Raw genomic sequence first — 18822 nt, forward strand, 5'->3', positions numbered from 1 at the left:
GTGAGCGCCGAAAATATTGACCTACTTGCCAAAATGATTGTGACTGATGGTCATGCTGCTTGGGCGGATATTTACCAAAAAGCCATGAATGAACCGGGTGAACTCATTCACGGGCCACAGTATCAGAAATATGATTTTGGCCGTTATCTGGATAATGTCCACAGCGGTGGTCTAATCGATCTGTTTTATTGTTACGCCTATCATGATGGTTATATTGATATGGTCGATTGGCGTGGAGAAGATGAAGACGGGCAAATTGCCAGCTTTGTTGCCCGGCGCATTGGCGCCTATCGGTCGAAGAGCAATCTGGGCGTTTGTCTTAGCGAACTGGAAAAATTGACCCAATATGATGAAGAAACCAATCAGGACTTTGCTGCCGGCGATTATGTTCTGCAGCAGTTTGCGCTGGTTTCAGGCTATCTTGCCCCGCTTGGGTTGGTATTAGGCGGTATTAATATCGGCTGGGACTCTTACCTTATTTTTGTTACTACCAATGAAAATATGGCTGTGCTAGAAGCCATTGACGATCACCATTTTACCATTCATGGTTTTGACTAACTAAAGATAAAATGAAAACTGCCGGTGTTGTATTGCTTGGTCGCAAATACCGGCTGGTTTATCTTACTTCACGATATAATTTCTCTTTTTGTTAGTTTTTTTTCCCTCTGTCAGTTTATACGCTTGAAAAGCTTCTGCTTAATCCCCATCTCTTTAGCATCCGGTATTAACACTACCTGAATGAAACTAGATATTGAGGTAAGCAATGAGTATGAAAGGACAAGAAACCAGAGGATTCCAGTCAGAAGTAAAACAGCTTTTACATCTGATGATCCACTCGCTCTATTCCAATAAAGAAATCTTTCTGCGTGAACTGATCTCTAACGCATCTGATGCCTCGGACAAGCTGCGTTTTCGCGCGCTGTCCAGCCCCGAACTGTATGAAGGTGATGGCGATCTCCGGGTTCGTGTCTCCTTTGATAAAGATAAGCGCACCCTGACCTTGAGTGATAACGGCATCGGTATGACTCGTGATGAAGTTATTGATAACTTAGGGACTATTGCTAAATCAGGCACTAAGGCCTTTTTAGAATCAATGGGGTCCGATCAGGCTAAAGATAGCCAACTGATTGGCCAGTTTGGCGTCGGCTTCTATTCAGCCTTTATTGTGGCGGATAAAGTCACGGTTCGCACCCGTGCCGCCGGTGTTCCTGCTGATGAGGCTGTATTCTGGGAATCGGCCGGCGAGGGTGAATACACCATCGCTGAAATTAACAAAGCCGATCGCGGTACTGATATTACCCTTCATTTACGCGAAGGCGAAGATGAATTCTTAGATGACTGGCGCGTTCGTTCAGTGATTAGCAAATATTCTGACCATATTGCGCTGCCGGTTGAAATTCAAGTTACCGAAGAAAAAGAAGGTGAAGAGCCAAGCGTAACATGGGAAAAAATCAACAAAGCCCAAGCGCTGTGGACGCGTAATAAGTCTGAAATTAACGACGATGAGTATAACGAGTTCTACAAGCATGTTTCCCATGACTTTAGCGATCCGTTAGCCTGGAGCCACAACCGCGTTGAAGGTAAGCAGGAATATACCAGCCTGCTATATATTCCGTCTCAGGCGCCTTGGGATATGTGGAATCGCGACCATAAGCATGGCCTGAAACTGTATGTTCAGCGCGTTTTCATTATGGATGACGCCGAGCAGTTTATGCCTAACTACTTACGTTTTGTACGTGGCCTGATTGATTCCAACGATTTACCGTTGAACGTTTCCCGTGAAATTTTGCAGGATAACCGGGTGACTCAAAGCTTACGTAATGCCTGTACCAAACGGGTATTACAGATGCTGGAGAAACTGGCAAAAGGTGATGCTGAGAAATATCAGCAATTCTGGCAGCAGTTTGGTCTGGTATTGAAAGAAGGCCCGGCAGAGGACAGCGGTAATCAGCAAACTATTGCTAATCTGCTACGTTTTGCGTCGACTCATAACGACAGCGATGCGCAAACCGTTTCGCTGGCTGACTATGTTAGCCGTATGCAAGAAGGGCAGGAGAAGATTTATTACATTACGGCAGACAGCTATGCTGCGGCGAAAAACAGTCCGCATCTGGAGCTGTTCCGCAAGAAAGGCATCGAAGTTCTGCTGCTATCTGACCGTATCGACGAGTGGATGATGAGCTACCTGACTGAATTTGATGGTAAATCATTCCAGTCAGTCAGCAAAGCTGATGAATCTTTAGATAAACTGGCCGATGCTGAAACTGAAGAACAGAAAGAAGCAGAGAAAGCGTTAGAGCCGTTTGTTGAGCGCGCTAAATCTTTCCTCGGTGAGCGTGTAAAAGAAGTTCGGTTGACCCACCGCCTGACCGATACGCCAGCGGTTGTGACCACCGATGCGGATGATATGACGACCCAAATGGCTAAACTGTTTGCCGCTGCGGGGCAGAAAGCACCGGATGTAAAATACATCTTTGAGCTTAACCCTGAACATGCGCTGGTAAAACGTGCGGCTGATATTACCGATGAAGCGGTTTTCGGTGAGTGGATTGAACTGTTGTTAGATCAGGCTTTACTGGCTGAAAAGGGCAGTTTAGACGATCCGAACAGCTTTATTCGCCGAATGAACCAGCTGCTGCTGAAATAACGGCTGATAAATTTAAGTTATCAGTAGGTTAAGTTGAAAAGGCCGACAACATGTTGTCGGCCTTTTGTATTTTTAGCATGGTGATAATTCAATTTTTAGTATAAAAATTAGCATGAATATTGAATTATTGGACTCTATTAAACAACACGTGCCACCAAAAGCTGATACAATATGGCCGCAATAATTGAGCTAAACAAGCTGGTTATTCTGAACGACAGATTTTTTACAATGAGTGAAGCGCATAGATATGCGCACGTAGTGATTAAGCGCTTATCACCTGGCTCTTGAGCATAGTGGCTTAGGGTGATAAGGTTTACGGCTGTTTCGTCATTTTAAATAAAAAGCTAATTTCTAGGGGATTTACGCAATGCGTATCATTCTGCTTGGCGCTCCCGGCGCTGGTAAAGGCACTCAGGCTCAGTTCATCATGGAGAAATACGGTATTCCGCAAATTTCTACCGGTGATATGCTACGTGCAGCGGTTAAAGCTGGCTCTGAACTGGGTAAGCAGGCAAAAGAACTTATGGATGGTGGCAAGCTGGTGACCGATGCATTGGTTATCGCTTTAGTGAAAGAGCGTATTACGCAAGAAGATTGCCGTAATGGTTTTTTACTCGATGGCTTCCCGCGTACTATTCCACAAGCGGATGCCATGAAAGAAGCAGGTATTCAGGTTGATTACGTCCTTGAGTTTGATGTGCCAGACGAAATCATCGTTGAGCGCATTGTAGGACGCCGTGTACATACTCCGTCTGGTCGCGTCTATCACGTTAAATTCAACCCGCCAAAAGTTGAAGGTAAAGATGATGCAACCGGTGAAGAGCTAACGCTACGTAAAGACGATCAGGAAGAGACCGTTCGTAAGCGTCTGGTAGAATACCATTCTCTGACTAAGCCATTGGTTGAGTACTACACGACTGAAGCTAAAAACGGCAATACCCGTTACTTCAAGTTAGACGGTACCCGCAAGGTGACAGAAGTCAGCGCTGAGCTGGCAAAAATTCTCGGTTAATCGATTAGATGATTAATTGACAAAGGCGGCCTCTGGTCGCCTTTTCTGTCTCTGTCGATATGTTGACCCACTTATTATCTGGCTTCAGGATATTGATATAATGCGTATTGTTCTGCTTGGCGCTCCCTTTTCCGGCAAAGATATTCAGCTTGAATTTATCGCAGCCAGATATGGTATGGTCAAAATCTCGATTGGCGATTTGATTCGGTTTGAAGTTGAATCAAATTCTGACATCGGCAACCAGCTTAAAGCGTTGATTGAAAGCGGCAGGCTAATCAGCGATGAGTTATTGATTAAGTTAGTTCAATACCGAATTTCATTATCGGATTGCAATAACGGCTTTTTATTAGAAAATTTTCCACGTACTGTTTTACAAGCTATCGCTATGGATAATGCCGGTATCTCTATTGATTATATTTTTGAGTTTGATACGCCCAATAATGTCATTGTTGAACGTATGAATGGCCGCTGTTTTCACCCGGCATCCGGCCGAAAATATCACCTTAAGCTCAATCCGCCGAAGGTAGAGGGTAAAGATGATGTTACCGATGAGGCATTGGTGATGGTTAACCCTATGTCGGAATCGATGTTACAACAAAAGATGGCTAGTTATTATTTATCCGCTGGGCCGCTGGCTGAACACTATATTCACCAGTCTAAACATCGGAAGATCCGTTACTTCAAGTTGGACGGGGCTAGAAATGCCGCCGAAGTCAGTGCCGATCTGGCGAACATTCTCGATTAATGGATGATATTCCATTATAGCGAACGGAATATGCCTTGCTGGAAAGGCTCACTTAAGCAACCAGAGTGGTTGCTTCGATGATGATAAACCCCAAACGTCAACAATTTGGTTTAAAAAGCTTAAATGCAGGGGGGAGGTCCTAAAGCTCTTGGTACTTGAAAATATCGCCCCTAGGCCGCTAGGAAAAATCAATATTCTGATGCTGATTATGCGGACGAAACTTGCGCTAAAATCAAATTAAACTGCCTTGTCATTAATCTGAAAAACATGGTGATTGCTTCTTATGCAACTTAAAGTGATTCGATCGCCGGTACTTGATGTTGGAAGACATAAGGATCGGATAAGAGGCCGAACCGCTCATCATCTTGGTATGTAACTGCAACCTGATAATCGTCACCGGCAAACGCTTTAACTGCTTTAATATCGTCCCAGTAGGTTGCAAGAAAGAAATGCTCCCAGTTTCCCTGAGTCACTCTCTTTACAAAAGCACCTTGATTCCCCTTAATGCTTTTAGAATGTGTTACACCCGTTACCTCAAGGTGCGCGGCGAATCCTTCTGCATGCTCCAGCGGTACGCAGCCATGCCATGTTCTTACGATCATTATTTTGCTCCCGGTAATAATTAGACTAATAACTCAACGGTCATAAAGACAATAAACGGCTATCTACTCACAATATTACGACCACAGGGAACGGGATATTGTTTCTGACGGCCTGAAGTATCAATAACCACAGTGCCAATATATTTCAAATGTGGCAGATAGCTGTTACAGCAATAGTTTTGAAAAGGATGATATGAGGTGCGTCATATGTCAATATACTGCCTGCCATCTAGGCCACTGATGAATATAGTTAGTTAACACGATACGGTGCATCGCGAAAAGCGGGCACCACTTTCATATTTGCCGGAGTTACCGCCGCACCGACGGGTAAAAAATTATGCCGCAGACCAAAACTGGAATCCTTTTAGTTAACTTAGGTACGCCCGATGCGCCAACGGGGCCGGCGGTAAAACGTTATCTTTCACAGTTCTTACATGACCGTCGTGTAGTCGATACTAAACGCATCATCTGGTGTCCGTTGCTGCACTGGGTCATTTTGCCAATTCGCGTCCCTAAAGTGGTTAAGCTGTATCAGGACGTGTGGATGGATGAAGGCTCCCCCTTGCTGGTTTATAGCCGTAGGCAGCAGCAGGCGCTGGCAAAACGTCTACCTGAGACGCCGGTTGAACTGGCAATGACCTACGGGTCTCCTTCGATAAAGCAGGCCCTTGCCAGCTTAAAAAGCCAGCAGGTGAATCGTTTGGTGGTGTTGCCGCTGTATCCGCAATATTCCTGTTCCACCACGGCTGCCGTTTGGGACGCTTTGGCTGCGGAGTTTCGCCAAACTCGAGATCTGCCGCAGGTGGTGTTTATTCGTGATTATGCTGAACACCCTTTGTATATTAAGGCATTGACTGAGTCGATAAAGTCATCGTTTGAACAGCACGGTCAGCCCGATATTTTATTATTCTCCTATCACGGGATTCCCCAGCGCTATGCCGATGAAGGCGACGTGTATCCGCTGCGCTGTGAAGATACCACCCGTGCAGTGGTTAAGGCTCTGGGGCTTGATGAATCTCAGTATAAGATGACTTATCAGTCGCGCTTTGGGCGTGAACCCTGGCTTCAGCCTTATACTGATGAAACCTTGAAGTCATTGCCGAAGAAAGGTGTAAAGTCGGTTCAAGTGATTAGCCCCGGCTTTTCCGCTGACTGTCTGGAAACCATTGAAGAGATAGATAAACAAAACCGCGAGTTCTTTTTAGAGCAGGGTGGTGAACGCTACTATTATATTCCGGCTCTGAATGACAGCCCGGCTCATATCGATTTATTACAGGCGCTGGTTACTTCGAAAACCTAATTTAGCCAAGGCGCTTCTTGGTTTGCCAGTCCAATAAGAAAAACACCGCATATAGCGGTGTTTTCTATTGATATCGATAGCTGATATCAGTTAATAGAATGCCGGTTGATTAAATCGGGCATTCCTTCATTTTTTCATCATTCGTCATCTTATCCAGATGTAACTCTTCCAGCATGGAGTGAGCAATTTCTCGTTCGCCCATAATCACGTGATTAGCGCCGCGCTCAAGAATGTACTCCACTTCATCGTCGTAATGGGCTCTGGCGACAATCATAATATCCGGGCGCTGTGAGCGGGCATAGGCCACAATTTCACCGGCTTCATAACCATTTGGTGTTGTGACAAACAGCCAGCGGGCACAGTCGAGCCTCGCCAGGCTCATCATTTCGTGATTACCTGCGTTGCCCAGAACGGTACTGATCTCACGCTCACGCAGCATTTCAATGCGTGACAGGGAGTTCTCGACCACCACTAGCGGAATATTTTGTTCATGTAACTGCTCGCCCAACAGGCTGCCGACGCGACCAAAACCGATAAGAATGGCGTGGTTACACATATTGACCGGAACCTGAGCAACTTCTTCTTCAACCACTTCTTCGATAATCTGATCTTCAATGGTTTCCGATTTATTGAGATAGCGACCCATCAGGTTGAATACCAGCGGGTTGAGCAAGATAGACAGAATAGCACCGGCTAAGATCAGGCTTTGGGCCTCTTTTTCCAATACGCCCAGCGCTACGCCCATGGTGGCCAGAATAAAGGCAAACTCACCAATTTGGGCCAGACTGGCGGAGATGGTCAGAGCGGTACGTTTAGAGTGCCCGAACATACGAACAATCAGGAACGCGGCCAGTGATTTACCAAAGATAATAATGATTAAGGTTGCCAGTACGGCCAGCGGATTTTCAACCAGCGTCATTGGTTCAAACAGCATGCCGACGGAGACAAAGAACAGAACGGCAAATGCATCACGCAGCGGCAGCGTATTTTGGGCGGCGCGATGGCTAAGCTCGGATTCGTTCAGCACCATACCGGCAAAGAATGCACCCAGAGCAAATGAGGCACCAAACAGCTTTACAGAGCCGTAAGCGATACCCATAGCGATCGCCAGAACCGATAGGGTAAATAGCTCATTGGAGCCGGTAGCGGCGCTTTTCGCTAATAGCCAAGGCACGACCCGGCGACCAACCACTATCATCAGAATGATAAAGGCAACGACTTTACCCAAGGTAATCGCCAGTGATAAGCCTAATGTCGTGAAATCGCTGTTACCTTGATTCAGGATGCCGGTAATCGCCGGCAGCAGGACCAGCGCCAATACCATGGCAAGATCTTCAACAATCAGCCAGCCGATAGCAATTTTTCCGCGCTGGCTTTCAATCAGCTGCCGTTCCTCTAATGCCCGTAGTAAGACCACGGTACTGGCAGTGGAAAGACAGAGACCAAATACCAAGCCGTTCATAAAGTCCCAGCCTAATCCGTAGGCCAGGCCCATGCCAAGAACGGTAGCGACCGCGATTTGAGCAATTGCACCGGGAATAGCGATTTTCTTTACTGAAAGAAGATCTTTAAGCGAAAAATGAAGACCTACACCAAACATCAACAGGATGACACCGACCTCAGCCAACTGCATTGCAATGGCTTCATCAGCAACAAAACCCGGTGTGTGTTTACCCGCTACGATGCCTGCGATCAGGTAGCCAACGAGTGGCGAAATACGCAGACGATTAGCGATAAGGCCGAATATAAAGGCCAGTACCAAGCCTCCGGCAATGGTGGTAATTAACGGTGTAGAATGTTCCATCAACGCTCCTTCTTTGTTGGTGGGGGGTAAGGGACGTTTTAAGTTTATTGCATTTAAACTATTTTTGCTTGGGAAATATTGGTTTTTTTTGAAATAACTGATGATTTGACTGAAAAGATGGGCTGACGGTGTTTTTCTTAAGAATGGTGGTTTATTGCTATGTGGGATAAGGCTCTTCCTCTGGCGGAAAAAGAATTTCAGCCAGAGGAATGTGCGTATAGCTACTCTTTATTCTCAATATTAGGCAGCAAAGCGGTCATAATTCCCAGTAGAGGGAGGAAAGCACATATATGATAAACCGTTTCAATGCTTGTTCTGTCGGCTACGTAGCCCAGTGCGGCGGCACCGAGCCCACCCATACCAAATGATAGCCCGAAGAATAACCCTGAAACCATACCGATTTTTCCCGGAATCATCTCCTGAGCGTATACTAAAATGGCTGAAAAGGCCGAGGCCATAATAACTCCGATTATTACGGTCAAAATACCGGTCCAGAACAGTGATGCATGGGGTAAAATGAGCGTAAAGGGCGCTGCGCCAAGTATAGAGGCCCAAATAACATATTTACGACCAATTCTGTCACCGACAGGCCCGCCAATTATGGTTCCGGCCGCTACCGCGAACAGAAAGACAAATAGGTGAACCTGAGCATTTTCCAGTGAAACACCGAACTTATGCATTAAATAAAAGGTGTAATAGCTGCTGATGCTGGCCAGATAGAAGTATTTAGAGAATATTAGGGTTAATAAGATAAATAACGAGAATGCGATGGTCTTATTCGGCAAACGCGGTGCGCTAGACGGCTTAAATACTTTACCGCCGTTACTACGTTGTTGGGCCTGATACCAGCGACCAATTTGCAGTAACACAATAATGGCAAGCAGTGGTGCTATAGCAAACCAGGTCAGGGTGCCTTTACCATATGGCGTAATAAACCAGGCTGCCATTAACGGGCCTAATGAGGCGCCGAAGTTGCCACCCACCTGAAATATTGATTGGGCCATCCCGTGTTTACCGCCGGATGCCATTCTGGCGACGCGTGAGGATTCCGGGTGGAAGACGGATGAACCGGTACCAACCAACGCGGCCGCGATGAGCACCATCGGGAAACTTGATGCGTAGGCCAATAACAGCAGCCCGACCAGGGTAAATGTCATACCTACTGGCAATGAAAATGGCTTCGGATGCTTATCGGTATATAGGCCGATAAGCGGCTGTAATAGCGATGCAGTAAGTTGGTAAGTCAGCGTGATCAAACCAATCTGGCCGAAGCTCAGCGAGAACTCACCCTGTAACATCGGATAGATAGCCACAATCAACGATTGGGTCATATCATTCAGCATATGTGAAACGCTGATTGCGCCAAGAACTTTAAATGAGGTTTTACGTGAGTTACTGGCACTGGCAACGGGCGGTACAGTGGTATTACTGCTTGTCTGATTAGTCATAATGGTTATTTATTGTGGTTAGTGAAAAAAGTCCGGAATCAAACAGGCAGTGGAAAATAGCTGCGGCAGGTGGTTCTATCTGGCCTGACAATTAGCCCGCAGAAATCATATCGACGCTCATTAAACCGGTTTATTTATTGTTATCTTTTACTGCTATAGGCGAAAACGTACCGGACACTAACCGGCATAAATCCTGCGGTTTGAGTTCAATATCCAGACCGCGCTTTCCGCCTGAGATAAACATACTCGGGAAGCCTTGAGCCCCTTCATCAATGACGGTGGGCAACAATTTTTTTTGACCTAAAGGACTAATGCCGCCGACCAGATAACCGGTTACGCGCTGAGCCAGCATGGGATCGGCCATTTCTACCTTTTTGGCCGACAGAGCCTTGGCCATTTTCTTCAAATCCAGCATGCCAGAAACAGGAACAATAGCTACAGCTAAGTGTTTAGCATCACCGTTAACGCTGACTAACAGCGTTTTATAGACACGCGCAGCATCCAGACCCAGCTTCTTTACCGCTTCATCACCAAAGTTAGTTTCATTAGGATCGTGGTTATAAGGATGAAGGATATAGTCGATTTTTTTTTGTTTAAGTAGTCTGACTGCGGGTGTCATAGATTGTCCTTATTAATCAATACAGCGACCCGCGACTGGCGGGTTTTGCAAAGCGTATTAAGTCTAATACTTTTGTTACCGGCTCGCATTTAATAAATCAGGCAAATTATTATCACCGTATAGATGCAAAGCGCCAACAACCACAACGTATTTACCTTTAGGATAGGCCGTTAGCTGTTGATTCCATAAGGTATTACGGCCGGTAATAAGTAAGTTATATAAATCGCCGCTCATACCGTAAGGCAAATTGAGCTCTTGTGGTTTGGTTTTTTCAGCTAGCCACCAGTCAATCATGATTTGCATGATTTCATCATTATCCTGCCAGTGAGCGAGAGAGTCTTGTAACAGGGGAATGCCGTTGTTTGGGATTTGGGTTAACAGCCGCATCTGCCGGTCTGCGCCTTCAAGTTCAATTACCGGAATATCCATATTATAAGCGGCTTGTATGACCTGATAATCAATGCCGTATTCGCTGTGTAATCCATTGTGGCTGGCCTGCATGGCTTGTAATGCCAGTGCTGCATGCCAGCCCGGTTTATATACAATAGAGTCAATATCGAGACCTAAAGAGTGACAGCGCTTAATCAAGGCTTGGTATTCGGCCGAAGAAAGCCGCTGTTCCAGATGAGGATAATCATCCGGACTGTTAAAACTGATGGGTTTAGTGATATCGACCTCGACGATTAATCCGTCGGAGTTTTCGATTTGTTTCAGTAGCGCGGAAGGTAACGGCGACATTCCCCGCGTCCCCATATGAATGCTGCCGACCAGATGGAACTGACTGCCATTAGGCATCTGTGCGTCATAAGCCGGATAAGCACAGGCCAGCGGCGAGGCCAAGCCCATTAACACTGCCAGACGGCGAAAGGTTTTAATCATACTGATCCTGAAAGTTTGAACATAACCGAATAACACGCTTTGACTAAGAGTATTAACAGGTTAAGCCGACAGACTCAAGGCGATGAGTTTGTCGGCTTGTTACAGACTGACAGAACAAGGTTACTTCTTAGGTTTAAAACGCAATAAGCGGTTAGCGTTACTTACTACGGTAATCGACGATAGCGCCATGGCCGCACCGGCAACTACCGGGCTTAATAAGGTTCCGGTCAGCGGATAAAGTACGCCGGCTGCAATAGGAATTCCCAACGTGTTATAGATAAATGCCCCTAACAGGTTTTGTTTCATATTGCTTAGCGTTGCTTTGGATAATGCTAAAGCATCGGCTACACCTTCAAGGCTATGGCGCATCAGCGTTATGGCTGCGGTTTCAATCGCGATATCACTACCTCCGCCCATTGCAATACCTACATCGGCACAGGCCAGTGCCGGTGCATCGTTGATGCCGTCACCCACCATGGCGACTTTATGGCCCGATGCCTGTAGCTGCTTGATGGCATCAGCTTTACCATCGGGTAAGACGCCGGCAATCACTTTATCAATACCAGCCTCTTTGGCGATAGCGTTTGCCGTTATCGGATTATCACCGGTAAGCATGACAAGCTGATAACCTTGCTTATGCAGGCGCTCTAGTGCCAGCACGCTATCACTGCGTAGCGGATCGCGAATGGCGAGTAGGGCGACCAGTTTACCGTTGGCGGCTAATAATACCGGAGTCGCGCCAAGTTCTGCCTCTGTACGCATAGTTTCAGTGGCTTCACTGGTGTCGATATTCTGTTCCGCCATTAAGCGGTCATTGCCTAATAACAATGGTGTGTTATTCAGGGTTCCGCTAACGCCAAGTCCGCGTAAGGTCCTAAATTCAGTTACTGTCGGTAAAACTCGATCACCCGCTTTGGTCAAAATGGCATGAGCCAGCGGATGGCTTGCGCCTTGCTCCAGAGCAGCAGCCCATTCAAGCACCTGAGACTCTGCGCTATCGTTGAACGTATAAATGGCGGTGACCTTGGGCTTACCTTCGGTCAGCGTTCCCGTTTTATCGAATACTACGGTATCAACATCGCTGGCCTGTTGCAGCGCATCAGCGTCTCTGACCAGCACGCCGAGTTCAGCCGCCCGGCCAACGCCGGAAATAATCGACATTGGGGTAGCCAACCCAAGTGCACAAGGGCAGGCAATGATTAATACCGTAGTCACGATTACCAAGGTATAAACCAACTGTGGCTGAGGGCCAACCAGATACCAAATCAGTCCGCTGATCAGCGCAATTGCCACCACAACCGGAACAAACACGGATGAAATCCGGTCAGCCATGCGGCCAATTTCTGGTTTACTGCTTTGAGCCTGGCGAACCAGCTTAATGATTCTGGCCAAGGTGGTTTGATTACCTACCGCACCGGCGCGGAATAGGGCACTACCGTCCTGAACCACGGTGCCGGCATGGATTCTGGCTTCAGTCTCAGCAGATTTCTGTTGGGGCATGGCCTCACCGGTCAGCATCGCTTCATCCAGCCAAATTTCACCCTGAATAATTTCACCGTCAACCGGCACCCGATCGCCGGTAGCCAGACGAATAGTCATACCTAACTGAACCTCAGATAGCGGAATGACTTTTTCACCCTGTTCAGTCACAATTTTTGCCGTTGGCGGCGTCAGGTCTAAAAGCCGTTCAAGGGCTTTGGATGAACGCTGCCTTGCCCGCTGTTCAAGAGCGTGTCCGAGGTTAATCAGACCGATAATCATCGCGCTGGCTTCAAAATAGATATGACGGGCTGCCATCGGGAAAATATCCGGCCAGATAGCCACGCTGATGGAGTAAATCCATGCGGCACCCGTTCCTAATGCAATCAGCGTGTCCATGGTGGCGCTGCGGTTCATCAGGCTACGCCATGCATTAACATAGAAGTGGCCGCCTGCGGCAATCATGACCGCTAAGGTTACTAATCCTACGGTGATCCAATAGGGCTGGTTATCCGACGTTACCATCATGGTTCCGCCAAAAATTCCCCATAGCATCAGCGGACCACCCAGCGCTAAAGCCAGCGCAGACTGCCAGCGAAAACGTTTAATGCTCTGCTGAGCGGTTTCATTCTGCCGGGCGCGGCGTTCATCCTCATCAAGGATAATTTCTGCGCCGTAGCCTGCTTTCTCCACCGCGCTGATAAGGTCGGCCTGTTGAGCCTGACCAAAAACCATGGCGCTGCGTTCTGCCAGATTCACTCTGGCCTGTTCAACGCCCGGTACGCTTTCCAGCGCTTTTTGTACTTTACTGACGCAGCTGGCACAGCTCATACCGCTAAGTAAAAGCTGCAGACTGTCGTCATCGTCTTCGGGTAAAGCAGTTACAGGCTGATTTTCTACCGGAATATCGCTATTGGCCGCTGTCATCGGCTCCGGTTGTTCTGATACTGACAGCGGCTCAGATTTTGGGTGAGTTTGCTCCCCGCCCGCAGTGGCGTGATAACCCGCTTGTTCAACCGCCGCAATCAGGCTCTCAGTCGTCGCCGAGCCCTTTACGGTGGCGCTATCAATCGATACGCTAACCTGTTCAACGCCGGGAACCTGTTCCAGCGCTTTCTGCGTTACTCCGATGCAATGGCCGCAGGACAGGCCCGACAGGCTCAAAATTTGTTGCTGATGGTCTGCAATAGTGGCCGTATAGCCCGCCTGCTCAACGGCAGCAATCAGCGATTCTGCATTGGCGCTACCGTAAACCTCTGCCTTATCGACAGTGACGTTAGCGGTAAAAACGCCGTCAACCGCCTCTAATGCTTTGGTTGTGGCTCCGGTGCAATGACCGCAGGATAAGCCTGACAGGTTCAGCGTTACCTCCGGTTCAGCCGGCGTCGCTTTGTAGCCAGCCTGTTCAATCGCCGCGATAAGGGCTGAATTATCCAGCTCGCTGACGATTTTTGCATAATGCACATTAACGTCCGAAGACTGTATACCGCTTAAAGCATCCAGTGCTTTTTTAACTTTTCCGGCACATCCCATGCACGACAAGCCTTGCAGCTTAAAAATAGTAGTATGTGACATCATTAACTCCCCGAATATTATTCAGATTAGTATCAAAACCGGTTGTTTCTCTTAACGTGTAAATGAGTTTAAACCTTCCAGCAACTGGAAGGTAAAGTTATTTTTTACTATTTGATAAGAAAGGATAATATTTCTATTCATCAATTTAAGGCCCCCAAAGAGGCCCCCATATGTTTTCATGTACATTTGGGATATAAAACGGGAGTCATTGAGGAATGCATCTAAGCGGATTATTTAATGAGTTTGCTTCCGACAATATTAACGCTCATCGGTCCCAATCACAAATAAATACGATAAGGGCTGCAACGCAGCCATATTTAAAGAGAGGTGCGTTCGGCACCATTCAGTAAATGCCGGCTTATCAAAATCGAGCTGGTGACCACGGATAAACTCCAGGTCCAGTATCACATACTCCGCATTCGCTGAACTCTCTGTTGCTGGGTAAAAAATACCTTCATTACCCAGCGTCGTTAAATCGTTAAACGCTGATTCACTGACTCGGACGGTGTGGATCAAATCAATATTTTCCAGTGACTTCAGTGACAGTAAACAGGCAATCAGATTCATGTTTTTATTCCTGTAGATATTCCATTGGGAAGCGCGATGACTATCGCGAGCTCAGCCTGCAACCAGTGGGCGACACGTTGCCATTCAGTACCACTGACATCAGACGTGATTTTCCAGACAGTCGGGCAGGTGTGATGGGCCAGCAGTAATACCGCCATGACCATAAATCGGTAGGGATGACCGTGGGTCTGGCAATATCCCCGGTCGTAGGGATGACGATGTTGGTTCAGAATAAAGGTATCGCCGCTGAGTTGATGATGATACTCCCCGTTAAAAACGATAACCCCTAACCCTATGAGACTGTCATCGTAGCGCAGTGGCGTGATACCGGCGCCATTGCAGATAATAGGGGGTGGTTCAATACCGGTTGTTTCCGGCTTTAGACGGAGCTGCCGATGGGCTTGGGTGACCAGACGACACAGCGTGAACCAGTCCTCCTGAGCGATATCCTGTAATAAAGTAAAATGAAAAGCGCCAGTTTTTGGCGCAGATAATGTCGGCATAGAAAAATCTCCATGTTACCGTTGATAAATAGCCGTGAATTGACGGGGCGTGAGTGGCTGGTGGCTTGAGCTATAACCAGCCCCGTTCGGCAAACGACACCTGCTCACCATGACCCATAACAATGTGGTCGAGTACTTTTACGTCAACCAGCGATAAAACCTCTTTTAACTTTTGGGTTATTGTCCTGTCGGCCTGACTGGGCTCAGCCATCCCTGATGGGTGTGAATGTGCTAAAATGGTCGCCGCCGCATTATGGTGCAGGGCCAGCTTGACGATTTCTCGTGGGTAGACGGACACTTCATTAATGGTGCCGAGAAAAACGGTTTCACGGGCAATCAGCCGGTGCTGATTATCCAAATACAGGACCAGGAAGACTTCTTTCTCCGTGGGCTCTAGCTGTAACCGAAGGTAATCTTGCGTCTGTTGTGATGAGGTAAACGAATAGGGTTTGGCTTTGAGTTGCTTATCTAAAAGTTGTAAAGCCATCGTAATGATGCGTTGCTCGCGCTGAATATAGGGCATGGGGGTGTTCTCACAGTGAAAAAACGTCAGGCAGCAAAAGTGAACTGATTATTGGTGGCGCTCGAACCTCGGTAGGTGGGGTTTAATGTGAACCTCGTTCCATTAAGCCAGATGTTGGCGCATATTCTCCGCCATCACCCATAACGCTCTGTTGAGTTTGATATCACCATCAATACCATTAATCGCCCTTGTTCGGGCCNGCTTTCCTTTGGCTGTGCGGCCTGACAGNCCGCCTTTAATNAAATTTTCCTGAGNNCGNTGAAAAATTGTCCAAAGGTCATCCTTTTTGTCCTCCCACCTCCGGGGCATCAGAATTTGCTCTTCTGTGACTGGCTGGTACTCTTCGCCATAGCGGTAGGTTAGGGCAGCGTGGGCAAAGGCCTGTTGCGCGGGCCGTGAGAGCGTGATGCCCAGCATGGCTTCCCGTTGTTCTTCTACTCGGTCAAAGATACCTAATACTTCATAGGCACCTTCAATCACGCGGTCGACTACTGGCCCAAGGTGTGGTACCCGCACCTCACCAAAGGTGTCACCGCAGACCAAACCATTGGTGCAAATGGCTCTAAAAAAACCAGGAATCATTTGGTAACTGCTAGAGCCATCATGGCTATTCAGTAAGATTATTTCAGGAACTTCTTTTCCTAATATTTGGTCTTCACGGCGTAGCCTAATCAGATGTTTGGTATGGTCTTGTTTATCGAGATTACGAACCCGAGTTTGGCAGGCAAAGAACGGTTGAAANCCTTCTTTACGCAGGTTATCTAATAANGTNATNGTAGGAATATAGCTGTATCGGGCACTTCTGGAGTGATGTTTTTCTTCTGAGAAGATACTGGGAACGTGGCGGGCTAATTCATCGTTAGTTAATGCTCGATCACGGCGAATACTATTTATATTGCCAAAGCGGGAAGCAAGACGTGTCATGAGGAATCTCCTGATATTAAAGTCAATGAAACACAAATGCTGACATTTCTGTCAGCATTTAGTCGTCAGTTCATTTCAGTAATATAGGGTTGGAAATTATTATATTGAAGTCTATTAAGATACTTTAACTAGATAGGTATGATAAAATATTTTAATGAATTTATTGATATTTTTTATATTCATTGTCAATCATCATTTCAATCATCTCATGGATTTTTTTCTTATTCGTGCTAGTCATCATGTCTAACTTGTCTTTAGCATTTTTTGAAATATATGTATTCAATAATTTTTTATCAGATATTTCATCTCTATATTTTTTCTGGCCCCATGCTTTCTTTATTTTTATTAGGAAAAGTTCCTTTACTGCATCTAATGCATGCCATGAGTCAAAGGCCGCAATGACAGTAGAGTGAATTTCTTTTTTGCTCATAGGTGTTAACATACTTTCATATTGATTTATTACTCCACTTCCTTTTATATACTCTAAAGCCCATTGGCACTGTTTTTTATTTTCCTTTTTCAACCAATTAAATGAAGTTGAAAATTTATATACATGCTGGATCTCAATTTTCAATTGATAGAAATAATAGCGAATGAATCCTATATCTGTACGTAATCCATCAAATAATTCAATAATAGCGTCATAGCGTTCCTTTGTGCTTGCTGGTACCTTATTAATAACAAGTACATCATAAAATGCTGGGTGGGCTAAATCTAATAAATCATTCCTTATCGGAAGGTACTTATTTCTTATGTCTCTAATCATAAGCCATACCCAAAAACATACTCTATCATTGACTTTTATCCAATTAAATTCTTTCTTTGGCAATATAAATCGATTGCACTCTTTTTTCATGTTATCAACGAATGACTTTCTTTCGATAATGCTTGGATATTCGGTGGCGAGTTTTTCATTAATGCTGGTGCAGTCGACATCTAAATTTTTATTATTGCTTAATAGGCTTTTCATGTATTCCACGTAAAATTTTAAACGTCTGATGTCGCTATCACGAATAACTACAGATTTCTCAATATTATTACTTCCCGGTGTGGTCATCATTTTTACCTTATAAATTTAGTTTATTTTTAGTGGTCACTACGTGGTTTTTTATGCGTAAAAATACGTTTGTTTTAGTGCGTGTTCCAACATTAATTTAAACCTAATTTCCACGTTGCTAATCTTATTCATCATACTCTTCATTGCCTGTTTTACAAGGTGTTAAGGCACTTTATCTACATTTTTACTTGACGTAAAAATGTAATCACACAACATTTATTTCGATGAAAATAAATGATAAAGATTTTTGATAAAGAAAATGGCTTTTCTTCTTTGAGATTTAATCATTGTAAGTCATTTCTAACATGACTCTTAATGGGCTTTATTGAGAGGCGTAAATGATGGGGGTAAATATGGGTAATGTTATTTTCGTTTGGGGCTGGATAGCTAGCATGGAATAAACTCAAGGAAGTAGATAAGCTGAGAGGTAATATGTCTAATCGGTACTGAGTTCACTGACCGTGCATGGTGGCGTTCTGGTGCTCTACAGTGATGTATTGATCGTAGTCGTGCGTGGTTTGCAGGCTTTTCTCTATCAACGTCAACCGGGCTCAAGTTACTTTTTACACAGATGCACTATGTGATGTAGAGAATACGTTCGTCCCAGATTGAGTCATTGCTGATTAACTCTGATTATACATCCTTAGCCTTACGCTAAGCGTATGAATGATTGAGATATATCTATCATCGCATAACTTGAACTAACGGCACCTGAGGTGCCTGTGACGTACGGAATTCTCCCTCTTAAGCAAACTTTAATGGAGAAACATCACATGAATAATTTACCGCTCGATTTAATGAACGACCAACTGGTCGACATGGTCTTTATTACCACACTGACTGGTCTAACGGATAAATGGTTTTATAAACTGATACAGCTAGGTCAGTTCCCTAAGCAAATTAAACTGGGTCGTTCTTCTCGCTGGTTGAAGAGCGAAGTAGAAGCGTGGCTACGTCAGCGTATAAAAGAATCCAGAGGCATTGATGCTGATGAATTGTCCGTTGAACATGAAGCATAGATATCTGTCTATATAAAAATCACGCCTATACTAACCTAAATAAATTCAGTCATTTTTCTTTATCTTGTTACTCAGTTATCTTGGTGGAATTTTATATTTCTTGATTTATAACTCCAGAG

Annotated in this window: 17 protein-coding genes; 6 read left to right on the forward strand and 11 right to left on the reverse strand. The window is 45.7% G+C overall.

What is annotated here, in order from left to right; genetic code table 11:
* The 4 genes from YWE_RS0115995 (at position 1) to YWE_RS0116010 (ending at position 4404) form a co-directional block, all read left to right on the forward strand.
* Positions 1-558, forward strand: a complete 558-nt coding sequence (locus YWE_RS0115995; RefSeq protein ID WP_029095453.1) for a DUF6630 family protein — start codon at positions 1-3, stop codon at positions 556-558.
* Between the two features lie 211 nt (positions 559-769).
* On the forward strand, positions 770-2647 hold the full coding sequence (htpG, locus tag YWE_RS0116000; RefSeq protein ID WP_029095454.1) for a molecular chaperone HtpG: 1878 nt from the start codon (positions 770-772) through the stop codon (positions 2645-2647).
* Between the two features lie 367 nt (positions 2648-3014).
* A complete protein-coding gene (adk, locus tag YWE_RS0116005) occupies positions 3015-3659 on the forward strand; it encodes an adenylate kinase (RefSeq protein ID WP_029095455.1) in 645 nt (214 codons plus the stop codon).
* 100 nt (positions 3660-3759) lie between these two features.
* Positions 3760-4404 (forward strand): nucleoside monophosphate kinase, encoded by a 645-nt coding sequence (locus tag YWE_RS0116010; protein WP_029095456.1) that lies wholly within the window; start codon positions 3760-3762, stop codon positions 4402-4404.
* Between the two features lie 290 nt (positions 4405-4694).
* Here YWE_RS0116010 and YWE_RS0116015 read toward each other — a convergent pair whose 3' ends face one another.
* Positions 4695-5006 carry a hypothetical protein gene (locus tag YWE_RS0116015; RefSeq protein WP_029095457.1) on the reverse strand — a complete coding sequence of 104 codons (312 nt, stop codon included), beginning with the start codon at positions 5004-5006 and terminating at the stop codon, positions 4695-4697.
* Positions 5007-5343: 337 nt separating this feature from the next.
* Here YWE_RS0116015 and hemH point away from each other — a divergent pair, with 337 nt between their 5' ends.
* Positions 5344-6306 carry a ferrochelatase gene (gene hemH, locus YWE_RS0116020; protein WP_029095458.1) on the forward strand — a complete coding sequence of 321 codons (963 nt, stop codon included), beginning with the start codon at positions 5344-5346 and terminating at the stop codon, positions 6304-6306.
* 109 nt (positions 6307-6415) lie between these two features.
* Here the strand turns inward: hemH and ybaL are convergent, their stop codons facing one another.
* The 10 genes from ybaL to YWE_RS0116070 form a co-directional block, all read right to left on the reverse strand.
* On the reverse strand, positions 6416-8110 hold the full coding sequence (gene ybaL, locus YWE_RS0116025) for a YbaL family putative K(+) efflux transporter (RefSeq protein WP_029095459.1): 1695 nt from the start codon (positions 8108-8110) through the stop codon (positions 6416-6418).
* A 221-nt stretch (positions 8111-8331) separates the two neighbouring features.
* Positions 8332-9558, reverse strand: coding sequence for an MFS transporter (locus tag YWE_RS0116030; RefSeq protein ID WP_029095460.1), 1227 nt, complete (start codon positions 9556-9558; stop codon positions 8332-8334).
* 130 nt (positions 9559-9688) lie between these two features.
* Positions 9689-10177 (reverse strand): Cys-tRNA(Pro)/Cys-tRNA(Cys) deacylase YbaK, encoded by a 489-nt coding sequence (ybaK, locus tag YWE_RS0116035; protein ID WP_029095461.1) that lies wholly within the window; start codon positions 10175-10177, stop codon positions 9689-9691.
* A gap of 75 nt (positions 10178-10252) precedes the next feature.
* A complete protein-coding gene (locus tag YWE_RS0116040) occupies positions 10253-11056 on the reverse strand; it encodes a TraB/GumN family protein (RefSeq protein WP_029095462.1) in 804 nt (267 codons plus the stop codon).
* A 120-nt stretch (positions 11057-11176) separates the two neighbouring features.
* A complete protein-coding gene (gene copA, locus YWE_RS0116045; protein ID WP_029095463.1) occupies positions 11177-14110 on the reverse strand; it encodes a copper-exporting P-type ATPase CopA in 2934 nt (977 codons plus the stop codon).
* A 258-nt stretch (positions 14111-14368) separates the two neighbouring features.
* Positions 14369-14677 carry a hypothetical protein gene (locus YWE_RS0116050; protein WP_029095464.1) on the reverse strand — a complete coding sequence of 103 codons (309 nt, stop codon included), beginning with the start codon at positions 14675-14677 and terminating at the stop codon, positions 14369-14371.
* On the reverse strand, positions 14674-15180 hold the full coding sequence (locus YWE_RS27545; RefSeq protein ID WP_051323381.1) for a hypothetical protein: 507 nt from the start codon (positions 15178-15180) through the stop codon (positions 14674-14676). Before YWE_RS27545 ends, YWE_RS0116050 begins: the two co-directional genes overlap by 4 nt.
* A 70-nt stretch (positions 15181-15250) precedes the next feature.
* Positions 15251-15703, reverse strand: a complete 453-nt coding sequence (gene radC / locus YWE_RS0116060; protein ID WP_029095465.1) for a RadC family protein — start codon at positions 15701-15703, stop codon at positions 15251-15253.
* A 102-nt stretch (positions 15704-15805) separates the two neighbouring features.
* Entirely contained in the window at positions 15806-16627 is an 822-nt protein-coding gene (locus YWE_RS0116065) for a DUF932 domain-containing protein (protein WP_029095466.1), read from the reverse strand.
* Positions 16628-16787: 160 nt separating this feature from the next.
* Entirely contained in the window at positions 16788-17684 is an 897-nt protein-coding gene (locus YWE_RS0116070; protein WP_029095467.1) for a hypothetical protein, read from the reverse strand.
* A gap of 773 nt (positions 17685-18457) precedes the next feature.
* On the opposite strand from YWE_RS0116070, the gene YWE_RS27550 reads away from it, so the two are divergent.
* On the forward strand, positions 18458-18703 hold the full coding sequence (locus tag YWE_RS27550; RefSeq protein ID WP_051323382.1) for a helix-turn-helix transcriptional regulator: 246 nt from the start codon (positions 18458-18460) through the stop codon (positions 18701-18703).
* The last annotated feature ends 119 nt before the right edge of the window (positions 18704-18822 follow it).

Source organism: Budvicia aquatica DSM 5075 = ATCC 35567 (assembly GCF_000427805.1).
GTDB lineage: Bacteria > Pseudomonadota > Gammaproteobacteria > Enterobacterales > Enterobacteriaceae > Budvicia > Budvicia aquatica.

What these genes read in the sequence shown, in the direction of transcription:
- YWE_RS0116050 (WP_029095464.1), bottom strand. Translation starts at nt 14,677, where the DNA reads ATGAATCTGATTGCCTGTTTACTGTCACTGAAGTCACTGGAAAATATT.
- YWE_RS0116030 (WP_029095460.1), bottom strand. Translation starts at nt 9,558, where the DNA reads ATGACTAATCAGACAAGCAGTAATACCACTGTACCGCCCGTTGCCAGT.
- YWE_RS27545 (WP_051323381.1), bottom strand. Translation starts at nt 15,180, where the DNA reads ATGCCGACATTATCTGCGCCAAAAACTGGCGCTTTTCATTTTACTTTA.
- hemH (WP_029095458.1), top strand. Translation starts at nt 5,344, where the DNA reads ATGCCGCAGACCAAAACTGGAATCCTTTTAGTTAACTTAGGTACGCCC.
- YWE_RS0116015 (WP_029095457.1), bottom strand. Translation starts at nt 5,006, where the DNA reads ATGATCGTAAGAACATGGCATGGCTGCGTACCGCTGGAGCATGCAGAA.
- ybaL (WP_029095459.1), bottom strand. Translation starts at nt 8,110, where the DNA reads ATGGAACATTCTACACCGTTAATTACCACCATTGCCGGAGGCTTGGTA.
- radC (WP_029095465.1), bottom strand. Translation starts at nt 15,703, where the DNA reads ATGCCCTATATTCAGCGCGAGCAACGCATCATTACGATGGCTTTACAA.
- YWE_RS0116010 (WP_029095456.1), top strand. Translation starts at nt 3,760, where the DNA reads ATGCGTATTGTTCTGCTTGGCGCTCCCTTTTCCGGCAAAGATATTCAG.
- ybaK (WP_029095461.1), bottom strand. Translation starts at nt 10,177, where the DNA reads ATGACACCCGCAGTCAGACTACTTAAACAAAAAAAAATCGACTATATC.
- copA (WP_029095463.1), bottom strand. Translation starts at nt 14,110, where the DNA reads ATGTCACATACTACTATTTTTAAGCTGCAAGGCTTGTCGTGCATGGGA.
- YWE_RS0116070 (WP_029095467.1), bottom strand. Translation starts at nt 17,684, where the DNA reads ATGACCACACCGGGAAGTAATAATATTGAGAAATCTGTAGTTATTCGT.
- adk (WP_029095455.1), top strand. Translation starts at nt 3,015, where the DNA reads ATGCGTATCATTCTGCTTGGCGCTCCCGGCGCTGGTAAAGGCACTCAG.
- htpG (WP_029095454.1), top strand. Translation starts at nt 770, where the DNA reads ATGAAAGGACAAGAAACCAGAGGATTCCAGTCAGAAGTAAAACAGCTT.
- YWE_RS27550 (WP_051323382.1), top strand. Translation starts at nt 18,458, where the DNA reads ATGAATAATTTACCGCTCGATTTAATGAACGACCAACTGGTCGACATG.
- YWE_RS0116040 (WP_029095462.1), bottom strand. Translation starts at nt 11,056, where the DNA reads ATGATTAAAACCTTTCGCCGTCTGGCAGTGTTAATGGGCTTGGCCTCG.